Origin of the sequence: Streptomyces sp. NPDC051214, assembly GCF_040682375.1 — a bacterium.
Classification (GTDB): domain Bacteria; phylum Actinomycetota; class Actinomycetes; order Streptomycetales; family Streptomycetaceae; genus Streptomyces.
In genome coordinates, this window is the sequence record NZ_JBFBAT010000007.1 from 25,752 (window position 1) to 38,334 (window position 12,583).

The window sequence follows — 12,583 nt, forward strand, 5'->3', positions numbered from 1 at the left end:
GGCGTTGGTCGCGACACTGCAGGGGCTCATTTTCGGGTGCGCGTCCGTGGGGGCTGGGCGCGCAGTTCCCCGCGCCCCTTGCGGGGCCCGCCCACCCCTTGCGGGGCGCTCTAGAGCAGCGCGATGTCCGTTTTTGGCATTTTTGGTTTTCTGCGGGACGGGGTGCGGCCGCTCAGGAGGATGAGGCGGGCCGCTCGGTGGCGTTGGCCCTCGTAGGGGGTCAGGAGGCGCAGCATCTCCTCGTCGTCCGCCTCGCGGTTGTCCGCCAGGGCGTGGCCGACGATGCCCGGCAGGTGGAGGTCGCCGACCGTGACCGCGTCCGGGGCGCCGTTGCTGCGCTGGATCGTCTCCGCGGAGGTCCACGGGCCGATGCCCGGGATCAGTTCCAGGCGGGCCTGGGCCTTGAGCGGCTCCATCGCCGCCGCCTCCTCCAGGCGTGCGGCCACGCGCGCCGCACGCAGGATCGTCGACGCCCGCTTGTTGTCCACGCCCGCCTTGTGCCACTCCCAGGACGGGATCAGGGTCCAGGTCCTCGGATCCGGCATGACGTACATGCGCAGCTGCTCGGGAACCGGGCCGGGTGCCGGTTCGCCGTACTTGCGGACCAAGAGGCGCCAGGCGCGGTACGCCTCGTCCGTCGTGACCTTCTGTTCCAGGATCGACGGGATCAGGGACTCCATGACCAGGCCCGTGCGGATCAGGCGGAGGCCGGGGCGGCGGTGCGCTGTCACCGCGAGGAGGCGGTGGCGGGGGACGAACGCCTCCGGGGCGTCCGCCTCGCCCAAGAGGTGCGGGAGTTGGTCCAGGAGCCAGGTCGCTCCCGGGCCCCAGGCCTCGGCCTCCACCGTGTCGGCGCGCAGGGCCACCCGGAGCGTGCCGGGGCCCTCCGGAGTGCGGCTCGCCCGCCAGGCCTCGCCGGCCGGCGTCGTACGGAACGTGGGGTCCGCGGGGCCCCTTCGCAGGGGGCCTACCGTCAGGCCCAGGTTCAGGGGGTAGGGCGGGGTCCAGGTGCGGGTCCGCCCTGCCGTGGCCTGGCGGGGTACGCCCTGGCTCGCCGCCCGGGGGATCGCCGTTTCGCCGCCGCGCACTGTGGTGCGGGTGGGGCGGGGGGCGAAACGGGATGACATCTGTACGAGGGTAAGGGCTTATTTGGCCCCTGCCCCGCCCCTTCCCGAAAACCTGCTCCGGCGCAGGGGCCTGCTTACCGCATCACCGGCTCCGCCGAGCTCGTCCTCAAGCGCCGGACGGGCTGAAAAACCACAGCCACCGGACGGGCTGCGAAGAGCGAAGCTCCTCTACTGGTCCGACGAGAACCTCACCGACCCCGCCGGCAAGCCCGCCCCGCACCACACCCGTACCCCGTCGCGCAGTTCGTTGTCGGCGCCGACGTCCGCGCCGTCGCCGATCACCGCGCCCGCCAGGACCGTGCGTGCGCCCACCCTCGCGCCCGCGCCGATCAGCGAGTCCGTGACGACCGCGTTCGGTTCGATGACCGCGCCCGCCAGGACCGTGCTGCCGTCCACCCGGGCGCCCTCGCCGATCACGGCGTGCTCGCCGACGACCGTGCCGCCGGTGAGCTTCGCGTCGGGGGCGACCGTGGCCGTCGGCAGGACCAGGCGGTCGCCGCAGCGGCCCGGGACCGCCGGGGACGGGGCGCGGCCGAGCACCAGGTCGGCCGAGCCGCGCACGAAGGCCTGGGGTGTGCCCAGGTCGAGCCAGTACGTCGAGTCGACCATGCCCTGGAGGTGGGCCCCGGAGGCGAGCAGGTCGGGGAACGTCTCGCGCTCGACCGAGACGGGGCGGCCCACCGGGATGGTGTCGATGACCGAGCGGCGGAACACGTACGCGCCCGCGTTGATCTGGTCGGTGACGATCTCCTCGGGCGTCTGCGGCTTCTCCAGGAAGGCCTGCACCCTGCCGGTCTCGTCCGTCGGCACGAGGCCGTACGCGCGCGGGTCCGTGACCTTCGTGAGGTGCAGGGAGACGTCCGCCCCGGACTCCTCGTGCGTGGAGACGAGGGCGCGGATGTCCAGGCCCGTGAGGATGTCGCCGTTGAAGATCAGGACCGGCTCGTCGGGTCCGGAGCGCAGGCGCGACGCCACGTTGCGGATCGCGCCGCCCGTGCCGAGGGGTTCGGTCTCCGTGACGTACTCGATGTGGAGGCCGAGGGCCGAGCCGTCCCCGAAGTACGGCTCGAAGACCTCGGCGAGGTACGAGGTCGCCAGGACGATGTGTTCCACGCCCGCCGCGCGGGCCCGCGCCAGCTGGTGGGTGAGGAACGGTACGCCCGCCGCCGGGACCATCGGCTTGGGCGTGTGCACCGTGAGCGGTCGAAGCCGGGTGCCCTTGCCGCCGACCAGGAGGATCGCTTCTGTCACCTGTCGTCTCTGCTTCCTGCTGGGGCCGGCCGAACTTGAGTCGCGGCCGGCCAGTGTATGCAGATGGCTTTGCAGATCGTGCAGTGCGCTGTGCGGGTCGTGCGGTGTGCTTCGTGGTACGGGTGCGTGCTCAGCGGCCCTGGTAGCGGGCCGAGGTGGAGCGGGCCTTGCCCAGCTTCTGGTACAGCCGGCTTCCGGGGCATTCCGTGGCGAAACCGTCGCGGTGTCCGGAGATCACATGGAGCCGGACGTTGCGGCCCTTCTTGTACAGGTTCCCTCCCCCGGACCTCAGGTATGTCTTTCCGCGCGGGTTGGCTCCGTACAGGCCGAGCTTCCACGCGGTCAGCCGGGCGATGGCCTTCACCGAGGCCGCGGGCGGCCTGGTCGACCCGAAGCTGCCGATGACGGCGATGCCCATGCTGTTGCTGTTGAAACCGAGAGTGTGGGCCCCGAGGACGGGCTTGGCCACACCTCCGGCACGTCCTTCGTAGATGTTTCCGCACTTGTCGACCGCGAAGTTGTAGCCGATGTCACGCCAGCCGCTGCTCTTGACGTGGTAGCGGTAGATGCTGCGCAGCACGGATCCGGCCTGTGAGCAGCGGTAGTTGTTGCCGGACGCGCTGTGGTGCACGAAGGCCGCCTTGACGGTCTTGGTGTACGCGAAGTTCTTCTCGCGGAGCCTCTCGTTCGCGCCCCAGCCCTTGCGCGTGGTGATCCGTGGCCGCGGCCCCACGTAGGGCCTGGCCTGGCCCGCGGCTTCCTCCGGGCCGCCGCGGGCCGCGATGAGGTCGGACTCCGTCTCCTTCTTGCCGAGCGCCGGGATGACGTCGGCGCCGAGCGGGGCGAGGTCGGCGTTGACCGCGGAGGAGGCGGCGGTTTCGGCGGTCAGGACCGTGGAGGCGGTGCCCTTGGGCGCCGGGCCCTGTGGGGGTGGCTCGGCTCCGGGGTCGACGAGTTCGAGGCGCAGGCCCGTGGGCAGGGCCTGTCCCCCGGAGGGGTGTGCGCCGCCGCGGTGCTGCGCCGCCTCGCCCCGCACCCGGATCTCGACCCCGTCCGAGTCGCCGACCCACAGCGGTGCCGTGGAGCCGCGGACCCGGCCCGAGGCCCGCTCGGGGTCGTTCGGGTCGGCGGCGTGCTCGTGGTTGTGCGTCTCCACGGGCTGCCAGCCGGACCAGGTGCTTATGCCGTTCGCCCGGGTGCGGACCTGGACGCTGCCGTGCAGTTCGTCGTCCGGGTCGTCCCAGACGACGCCCACCAGGGAGAAGGGGCGGACCTCGCGCTGGAGCAGGCCCTGTTCGGCGGAGGCTCCGCCGCCCGTCGAGCGGTCGGAGCCGAGTGGGGTGAGCGGGAGTGACTGGGTGCTGCCCGGCACCGATTCCGCGGAGGGCCCGGCGGGCGACTCCGCGGCCGGGGTCGCGGCGCGGGCGCCGGACGACGGCAGGGTCAGAGGGAGGGCCAGGGCGGCCGCGCACGTGACGCCGATCGAGGAAGCTAGAAATCCACGCATACAACTGATAGTTGGCATAGCGGGACAGATCTGTCCATTGGGGAATTGACGGTCCGTCGGTTCAGGTCCGCCGAACCGGTGGCCGCCGCTCCCCCGCCGCGCCCGGGGCCGTAGGGCACGCGCGTACCCTTGCGCCCGTGAACGCCACCGACCGCACCCCTGCCGACCTGCTGCGATCCGCGCTCGCCGCGGACCCGGGCCGCCCGCTCATCACCTTCTACGACGACGCCACGGGCGAGCGCGTCGAATTGTCCGTGGCCACCTTCGCCAATTGGGTGGCCAAGACCGCCAATCTGCTCCAGGACGATCTCGCCGCCCAGCCCGGCGACCGGCTCGCCCTGCTGCTGCCCGCGCACTGGCAGACGGCGGTCTGGCTGCTCGCCTGTTCGTCCGTCGGCGTCGTCGCGGACGTGGGCGGCGACCCCGCCGGCGCCGACCTCGTCGTCAGCGGGCCCGACTCCCTGGACGTGGCGCGCACCTGCTCCGGGGAGCGGGTCGCGCTCGCGCTCCGGCCGCTCGGCGGCCGCTTCCCGCAGACCCCCGAGGGCTTCGTGGACTACGCGGTCGAGGTGCCGAGCCAGGGCGACCGCTTCGTGCCGTACGCGCCCGTGGACCCGGCGGAGCCCGCCATCGCCGTCGGCGGGGCCGGGGAGCTGACGGGTGCGGAGCTGGTGGAGCGGGCGCGCGCCGACGCCGACGCGCTGGGGCTCACGCCCGGCTCGCGGCTCCTCTCCGGGCTGTCGTACGACACCTGGGAGGGCCTCAGCTCCGGCCTGTACGCCCCGCTGGCGGCGGGCGGCTCCGTGGTGCTCTGCCGCCACCTCGACCAGCTCGCGGAGGCGGGCCTTGCGAAGCGGATCGAGGACGAGCGGGTCACGGCCACCGCCAAGTAGCCCACCCTGCCGGGCGCCCCCTCCCCTCCCCCGTTCGGCCCACCCACGCCCCTGGCCCGCAGGCCACCGGCGTCGCGTCGGTCCATGGTCATAAGAGCGCACCATGCACCGACGTCGCGATGAGGGGTGGCCGTACACGTGTCCGACACCGCAGGCACGCCCGCCGGACCGGAGCGCCCGGACGCCGACGGCGGCCCGCTTGAGCCGTCGGCGACGTACGCACCCGGCGCGGGCTCGAGCCCGACCGGTGAGGGTGTCGCCCGGCGCAGGCGGCGCTGGCTGCGCTGGACGGCCGTGGGGGCCGCCGGGCTCGTCCTGGCGGCCGGGGGTGCGGGCTGGGCGGTCTACAAGAAGCTCGACGGCAACATCACCAAGGACACCGACGCCGCGGCGGAGCTCGCCCGCTACGAGAAGGAGCGCCCGACGGCGCTGGTGAACGGCGCGCAGAACATCCTCCTGATCGGCTCGGACACCCGCTCCGGACGGGGCAACAAGAAGTACGGCCGCGACCCGGGCACCCAGCGCTCGGACACCACGATCCTGCTGCACCTCGCGGCCGACCGGCGCAGCGCCACCGCGGTGTCGATCCCGCGGGACGTGATGGTGGACATACCCCGCTGCCGCACGAGCGACGGTTCGCGGACGCAGGCCCAGTTCGCCCAGTTCAACTGGGCCTTCCAGTTCGGCGGGACGGCCTGCACGATTCGTACGGTCGAGAAGATGACGAAGATCCGCGTCGACCACCACATGGTGGTGGACTTCGCCGGGTTCAAAGACATGGTCGACGCGGTCGACGGCGTACAGGTGTGCCTCAAGGCGCCGATCAACGACCGCGACGCCCATCTGAAGATCGCCGCGGGCAGGCAGACCCTGAACGGCGAGCAGGCGCTCGGCTACGTCCGGGCGCGCAAAAGCATCGGCAACGGCAGCGACACCGACCGGATGGACCGCCAGCAGCAGTTCCTCGCGGCACTCGTCAACAAGGTGCAGAGCAATGACGTCCTGCTGAATCCGGCGAAGCTCTATCCCGTTCTCGACGCGGCCACTTCTTCGCTGACGACCGACCCTGGACTCGCGAGTTTGCGTGGTTTGTACGAACTGGTGCGCGGCATGCGCAACATCCCCACAGAACAGGTGCAGTTCCTCACGGTGCCCCGGCGGTCGTATGCCTACGACGCCAATCGGGATGAACTCGTCGAGCCGGCGGCGGAGGAACTCTTCACCCGACTCCGAACGGACGCACCCCTCCAAGTGACGCGCGAGGAGCCGGAGACCGATCCCGGCGACGAGCAGGCGGCGGACCCTTCCCGAACGCCGAGCCCCGCCCCCACTTTCCGCGGAAACACGGCAGCCGGGACGACCTGCGAGTAAACACATCCTCAAGCGCAAGACCGCCCGCACTAAGAAATGGGGCGGATTGCCCAGTTGTAGGGGAGTGGAATTTGTCACCGGCGTCGTTCGACGCTGAACTGGCCGGATAGTGTGAGCGATCCGGTGCGCCGGGCCCTTCCTGGCCGCGCACCGCTGGACGACTGACCGAGCGCCTTTCTTGAGGGGGGAATGGCGCCGCGTGGCCCCGACGGAGGACGCAGACAACCGTGGACGCGCAAGGCCGTGGGCGGGCGGAGAACATCGACCCCGCAGACCAGTGGGTGCTCAACCCGAACACCGGCGATTACGAACTGCGACTGAGCCCTTCCGCTGGGCAGTCGCCAGTGCCTGGACCGCGCAGATCTCCGCGGTCCTCGCCCCGCGAGGGAACGCGCGGCCGCGATGGCCGACGCGACGAGCGCCGTGACGAGCAGCGGGACGTGCCGCCGCAGCGCAGGAGGCGGGCTCCGCAGCCGGAGGCCGCGGGCGGGCGGCGCAAGCAGAAGCCGAAGAAGTCCAAGGGCAAGAAGGCCCTGATGTGGACGGGCGGTTCGCTCGCCTTCGTCCTGGTCGCGGTGGGTGTCGGCGGGTACGTCTACTACCAGCACCTCAACGACAACATCAACTCGATCAATGACGACGGCGCGAGCACCGGCGGCTTCAGCAAGGACCGCGCCATCAACATCCTCGTGATGGGCACGGACAAGCGCAGCGGCGAGGGCAACGAGAAGTACGGCGACAAGGGAAGCGTCGGCCACGCCGACACGACGATCCTGCTGCACGTCTCCAAGGACCGCACGAACGCCACCGCGTTGAGCATCCCGCGCGACATGATCACGGACATTCCGGACTGCCCCACCACCATGGAGGACGGCAGCAAGAAGACGATCCCGGGATCGCAGGGTGCCCGCTTCAACGAGAGCCTCGGCCAGAGCGAGCGCACGCCCAGCTGCACCATGCGTACGGTCACGAAGATCACCGGGATAGTGCCGGACCACTTCATGGTGGCCGACTTCAACGCGGTCAAGACGCTCTCCAGCGCGGTCGGCGGTGTCGACGTATGTCTGGCCAAGGACATCGACGACCCGGACTCGCATCTGAACCTGCCCGCGGGCAAGCACACCATCGAGGGCGAGGAGGCGCTCGCCTTCGTCCGCACGCGCCACTCCGTGGGCACCGGCGGCGACTTGAGCCGCATCGAGCTGCAACAGCAGTTCCTCAGCTCGCTGATGCGCAAGCTCAAGTCGAACGACACGCTGACCAGCCCGTCGAAGATGATAAAGCTGGCCGAGGCGGGCACCGAGGCGCTCACCGTCGACTCCAAGATCGCGGACATCATGAAACTCCGCGACCTGGGCATGGAGCTCGGCAAGCTCGACATGAAGAACCTCAGCTTCGCGACCGTGCCCGTGGTCGACAACCCGGCGGAGAAGGTCCACACGACGGTCGTCGTGAACGAGGCCAAGGCCGACCCGCTGTTCGCCATGATGCGCGCGGACGAGTCGCTGACCGCGGTGAAGAAGAAGGAGAAGAAGGAGAAGGCAGCGGTCGCCGCCCGGCTCAAGGGCAGCAAGTCCGCCGCCTCCGATGTGCGGGTCAACATCTACAACGGCAGCGGGAAGACCGGCGCCGCTCAGGCAACTCTCACGTACTTGCAGAACACTGAGGGCATGTCCAAGGCCAGCCAGCTCGGCAACGCGCCGTCCGACCTGAAGAAGACGACGCTGGAGTACGCGCCCGACCAGGCCGACCAGGCCCGGCGGCTCGCCGACGTCATGGGGCTTTCCGGCTCCGCGATGAAGCCCGGGAAGAGCGAGAAGAACTCGCAGGGGCTCCCGGCCATCAAGCTGACGCTCGGCGGCGACTTCAAGGGGGCGGGGGTGCCGATCAGTGCCCCGTCGAAGGCGCCGGAGGGCATCCAGAAGGTCGAAGCGGACAAGACTGTGTGCGCCAAGTGACCTGAAGCGGTCGTTCTGCGTCTCATAAGACGCAGGACGGCCGAATTTCGGGGTGGCGCGGGGAGGGACAGGGGATGGGGAAAAGCAGCGTGCGTGGGGAGGGAGCGCGACCACGCGCTCCGCACGCAAGTGATCATGGCCAGGACGGAGGCCCGTCGCACGAGGGAGGGGAGCCCTCGGCGGACGGCGGGCACCGCAGGAGCGGCCGTGGGGGTGGTGGCCGGGCTCCGCGTCCCAGACGCCGGATACTCCGCTGGTCGGCGACGATCCTGTCGGTGCTGATCCTTGGCACGGCCGGCGCCGGATACCTCTGGTACCAGCACCTGAACAACAACCTGGAGACCGACGACCTGAACCTCGGCGAGCACCGGGCCCCCGAGCCCACGCCGAACGCGGCCGGCCAGACCCCGCTGAACATCCTGCTGATCGGTTCGGACGCGCGGGACTCCAAGGAGAACCAGAAGCTCGGCGGCGCCAAGGAGACCTTTGGGGGCACCCCGCTCGCCGACGTACAGATGCTGCTTCACCTGTCGGCGGACCGCACGAACATGTCGGTCATCAGCATGCCGCGCGACACCCTGCTTGACATCCCCAAGTGCACCGACCCGGACGACGGGAAGGTCTACGAGGCGTCGACGCAGCGGACGATGACGAATCAGACGCTCGGCCGCGGCGGCCCCGGCTGCACGGTCGCCACCTGGGAGAAGCTCACCAACATCCACGTCGACCACTTCATGGAGGTCGACTTCGCGGGTGTCGTCTCCATGGCCGACGCCATCGGCGGCGTGCCGGTCTGTGTGGACGCCAACATCCACTCGCGCGACAGCCAGGGCCACGGCTCCGGCCTGAAGCTGAAGAAGGGCACCACCGCCGTCAAGGGCGAGCAGGCCCTGCAGTGGCTGCGCACCCGCTACGGCTTCGACGGCGGCACCGACATCAGCCGCGCCAAGGCCCAGCACATGTACATGAACTCGCTGGTGCGCGAGTTGCGCGACAACGCCAATCTGAGCAGCCCCAACAAGCTGCGCAGGCTCGCCGAGACGGCCACCAGCGCGCTCAAGGTCGACGACGGCCTCGGCACCGTGAAGAAGCTCTACGACCTGAGCAACGAGCTCAAGAAGGTCTCACCGGAGCGCACCACGATGACGACCATGCCGTTCGAGTACGTGGGCGCGCGCGTCATCCCCAAGCCGGGCGACGCCGAGCAGCTCTTTCGCCTCGTGCGCGACGACATCGCCCTGGACGGCAAGGGCAAGAGGAAGCCCGCCGAGGAGAAGCTCTCGGACGACCCGGCGGCGGCGGACGACGAGATCGCCGTACAGGTGCAGAACGGCACCCGCACGGACGTCGAGCCGCCGGTCAGCGGGCGCGCCAACGCGGTCACGCAGATCCTCGCGGGCAAGGGCTTCGCCAAGGCGGCGGCCGACACGACGACGGTGCTCGCCCAGGCGAAGACGGTCGTCAGGTTCCCCAGCGCCGAGCTGGAGGGCGACGCCCAGCGGGTCGCCAAGTCCCTCGGGATGAAGCTGAGTTCGGTGAAGAAGTCGACGGACGTCTCCGGGGTCACCCTGGTCGTCGGCGCCGACTGGCGGGAGGGGAACAAGCCCCCCAAGGCGAAGCAGGACGACAAGACGCCGGACTCCGCCGACGCGCTCAACGGGTCCGACAAGAAGGCGTGCATGCACGTGGACCCGGACTTCACCTGGAAGTAAGACGCGATCCGGCCCACCGACGGTGGGCCGGATCCGCCCTCAGGCCTCGCTGAGGACTGCCGGGCGCCGGGAGGCGATGACCCTCTTGGCGAGGGAGCGCGGACTGGTCAGAAAGCCCCAGCCCCACGACATGTGCATGGTCGCGAGGGCCACCGGGATCTGCAGGCGCGCCTTCAGCGGCAGGCCCTTGCCCGCGGGCAGTGAGCCGGCTGTGATCGCCGCGAGGTAGCCCGCGGGGACGACGAAGCCCCAGGGCGTGACCAGGGCGCCCACCACGACGCCTGCCGCGATCGCGCAGACCGCGGTCGGCGGCGCCAGATACCGCAGGTTGATGGAGCCCTCGTGGTAGCGGGCGACGACGTGGCGCCAGCGGCCGTAGTCCTTGTACTGCTTGGCGAGTGCCTTCACGCTCGGCCGCGGGCGGTACTGCACCCTCAGCTCGGGCGAGAACCAGATGAGGCCGCCGGCCTCGCGGATGCGGAAGTTCAGCTCCCAGTCCTGGGCGCGGATGAACTCCTCGTTGTAGCCGCCCTGCTGTTCCAGGGCCTCGCGGCGGAAGACACCGAGGTAGACGGTCTCGGCCTGCTGGGCGGCGCCGCCGGTGTGGAAGGCCGCGTTGCCCACGCCGATCTTCGACGTCATGGCGGCGGCGACCGCGTGCTCCCAGTCGTTCTCGCCCTCGGCGTGCATGATGCCGCCGACGTTCTGCGCGCCGGTCTCCTCCAGGAGGCGTACGGCCGTCGCGATGTAGCCGGGCGACAGGATGCCGTGGCCGTCCACGCGCACCACGATCGGGTGGCTGGAGGCCTTGATGGCGGCGTTCAGGGCCGCGGGCGTGCGGCCCGTGGGGTTCGGGACGGTCTGCACCTTCGCGCGGTGGCCCGCGGTCTCGGCGACCAGTTCGGCGGCGATCTCGTCCGTGCGGTCCGTGGAGGGGCCGAGCGCGACGACGACCTCCATCTCACCCTCGTACTCCTGCTCGAGGATGGCGGAGACGGCAGCACGCAGATGCCGTTCCTCGTTGAGCACCGGCATGATCACGGATACGGCAGGAAGCTGCTCGTGGGGCGTCGCGTTCATCGGCGCCACGTTACCGCGAATGGGGGACACGGGCGCGCGCCGCCCGGCCTGCTGCCCCGGGTCGCAGATCGTATGGGCCTACGGTTCTCGCATTCCCCGGCCCCCCACGAGTCCCTCCACCTACCCGACCGGACAAGCCCGTCACCGCGGAGGTGTCCCCCCACGTGCCCACACCGCCCCGCCGCTACCCCACCCCGCCGCCGCGTGGCCAGCGTCCGCCCCGTGCGAGGCAGCCGGCGCAGCAGCCCGTGGGGCGGCCGGTCAAGCAGCGCAGGCGGCCGCGGTGGGTCATGCGGGTGGCGATGGGGTTCTCCGTGACGGTGCTCGCGGCGGCCGGGATCGGGCACGGCGTCGTCACCAGCCTCGACACCGAGATCGCACGGGTCGACGCCTTCAAGGACATGAAGAACCGGCCCAAGGGCGGCAACGGCATGAACGTCCTGCTCGTCGGCACCGACGGCCGGGACAAGATCACCCCCGCGGAGAAGGAGAAGTACCGCCTCGGCGGGGCGCCCTGTCACTGCACGGACACGGTCATGATCGTGCACATCTCGGAGGACCGGGACCGCGCCAGCGTCGTGAGCCTGCCCCGGGACAGTTACGCCGAGATGCCCGAGCACGTCGACCGGAACTCCGGCGACCGGCACAAGGCGCATCCGGTCAAGCTGAACGCGGCGTACGCGGAGGGCGGCCCCAACCTCACCGTGCGGACCGTCGAGAACATGACGAAGGTCAAGATCGACCACTATCTGGAGATCGACTTCACCAGCTTCATGAGGACCGTGGACGTGCTCGGCGGCGTCGACATCTGCACGACCCGCCCTCTGCGGGACTCCTACACCGGGCTCAACCTGCCCGTCGGCACCCACACGCTGAACGGCGGCGCGGCACTCCAGTACGTCCGCACGCGGCACGTCGACGGCACGTCCGACCTGGGGCGGATGCAGCGCCAGCAGCGGTTCCTCGCGGCGCTGATCTCGAAGGCGACCGGCAGCGGGGTGCTGCTCAACCCGCTGAAGTTCCGGGACGTGTCCAGGACGCTGCTCGGCTCGGTCCGGGCCGACAAGGGCTTCGGCACGAACGAGATGCTCGCCCTGGGGCGGGCGATGCGCGGCTTCTCGCCGAAGTCGTCGGAGTTCACCACCGTGCCGCTGCGCAGCAAGGGCGTGCTGGTGCCCGGCATCGGGTCGACGCTGAAGTGGGACCCGGTCAGGTCCGCGAAGCTCTTCCAGGCGCTGCGCGACGACCGTCCCCTGGCCGCGCACAACCTCGGGCGCAAGGCCATCGTCGACGTGTCGCCGCAGCAGATCCGGGTGCAGGTCGACAACGCCACGGGCGTGCCGGGCCTGGGCAAGCGGGTCGACAACGGGCTGCGGGCCACCGGCTTCCGTACGACGCGGACCCCCGGCAACGTGCCGGCCAATGTGCCGGGCATGCCGCTGAAGCGCACCATCGTCGCGTACGACCCGCGCTGGGACCGCTCGGCGAAGTCCCTGGCCACGGCGTTGCCCGGCTGCCAGATGAAGGCGATCAACGGGCAGGGCGCGACCCTGAAGGTGCTCGCGGGCCAGGACTTCAAGATGGTCAGGCCGGTGCGGGCGGAGGACGCCTATCAAGGCGAGTTCGGCGCCGTGACCGGTGACCAGGTGGTGTGCCAGAAGAGCTGACGGCCCGCGGGCCCGTC

At 70.7% G+C, this 12,583-nt stretch carries 9 protein-coding genes; 5 read left to right on the forward strand and 4 right to left on the reverse strand.

The features are described from left to right. Positions 1-110: 110 nt before the first annotated feature. The 3 genes from AB0M70_RS19270 to AB0M70_RS19280 form a co-directional block, all read right to left on the reverse strand. Positions 111-1,127, reverse strand: a complete 1,017-nt coding sequence (locus AB0M70_RS19270) for a DNA-3-methyladenine glycosylase 2 family protein (protein ID WP_365821173.1) — start codon at positions 1,125-1,127, stop codon at positions 111-113. Between the two features lie 168 nt (positions 1,128-1,295). Further along, positions 1,296-2,378, reverse strand: a complete 1,083-nt coding sequence (locus AB0M70_RS19275; protein ID WP_365821174.1) for an NDP-sugar synthase — start codon at positions 2,376-2,378, stop codon at positions 1,296-1,298. Positions 2,379-2,508: 130 nt separating this feature from the next. Beyond that, positions 2,509-3,885, reverse strand: a complete 1,377-nt coding sequence (locus AB0M70_RS19280; RefSeq protein ID WP_365821175.1) for an N-acetylmuramoyl-L-alanine amidase — start codon at positions 3,883-3,885, stop codon at positions 2,509-2,511. A 137-nt stretch (positions 3,886-4,022) separates the two neighbouring features. Here AB0M70_RS19280 and AB0M70_RS19285 point away from each other — a divergent pair, with 137 nt between their 5' ends. The 4 genes from AB0M70_RS19285 (at position 4,023) to AB0M70_RS19300 (ending at position 9,819) form a co-directional block, all read left to right on the forward strand. After that, the gene (locus AB0M70_RS19285; protein ID WP_365821176.1) at positions 4,023-4,778 is read left to right on the forward strand and encodes a TIGR03089 family protein; all 756 of its coding nucleotides are present in this window, start codon (positions 4,023-4,025) and stop codon (positions 4,776-4,778) included. A 138-nt stretch (positions 4,779-4,916) separates the two neighbouring features. Then, positions 4,917-6,149: an LCP family protein gene (locus AB0M70_RS19290; RefSeq protein ID WP_365821177.1), complete on the forward strand. Its 1,233-nt coding sequence runs from the start codon at positions 4,917-4,919 to the stop codon at positions 6,147-6,149. A 227-nt stretch (positions 6,150-6,376) separates the two neighbouring features. After that, positions 6,377-8,107, forward strand: a complete 1,731-nt coding sequence (locus AB0M70_RS19295) for an LCP family protein (RefSeq protein ID WP_365821178.1) — start codon at positions 6,377-6,379, stop codon at positions 8,105-8,107. Positions 8,108-8,181: 74 nt separating this feature from the next. After that, positions 8,182-9,819 carry an LCP family protein gene (locus AB0M70_RS19300; protein ID WP_365821179.1) on the forward strand — a complete coding sequence of 546 codons (1,638 nt, stop codon included), beginning with the start codon at positions 8,182-8,184 and terminating at the stop codon, positions 9,817-9,819. A 39-nt stretch (positions 9,820-9,858) separates the two neighbouring features. Here the strand turns inward: AB0M70_RS19300 and AB0M70_RS19305 are convergent, their stop codons facing one another. After that, entirely contained in the window at positions 9,859-10,899 is a 1,041-nt protein-coding gene (locus AB0M70_RS19305; protein WP_365821180.1) for a glycosyltransferase family 2 protein, read from the reverse strand. A gap of 290 nt (positions 10,900-11,189) precedes the next feature. On the opposite strand from AB0M70_RS19305, the gene AB0M70_RS19310 reads away from it, so the two are divergent. Beyond that, on the forward strand, positions 11,190-12,566 hold the full coding sequence (locus tag AB0M70_RS19310; RefSeq protein WP_365821540.1) for an LCP family protein: 1,377 nt from the start codon (positions 11,190-11,192) through the stop codon (positions 12,564-12,566). The last annotated feature ends 17 nt before the right edge of the window (positions 12,567-12,583 follow it).

Bases quoted from the DNA above. Each gene is read 5' to 3' on its own strand.
- AB0M70_RS19280 (WP_365821175.1), bottom strand. From the start codon at position 3,885: ATGCGTGGATTTCTAGCTTCCTCGATCGGCGTCACGTGCGCGGCCGCC.
- AB0M70_RS19270 (WP_365821173.1), bottom strand. From the start codon at position 1,127: ATGTCATCCCGTTTCGCCCCCCGCCCCACCCGCACCACAGTGCGCGGC.
- AB0M70_RS19305 (WP_365821180.1), bottom strand. From the start codon at position 10,899: ATGAACGCGACGCCCCACGAGCAGCTTCCTGCCGTATCCGTGATCATG.
- AB0M70_RS19300 (WP_365821179.1), top strand. From the start codon at position 8,182: ATGGGGAAAAGCAGCGTGCGTGGGGAGGGAGCGCGACCACGCGCTCCG.
- AB0M70_RS19310 (WP_365821540.1), top strand. From the start codon at position 11,190: ATGCGGGTGGCGATGGGGTTCTCCGTGACGGTGCTCGCGGCGGCCGGG.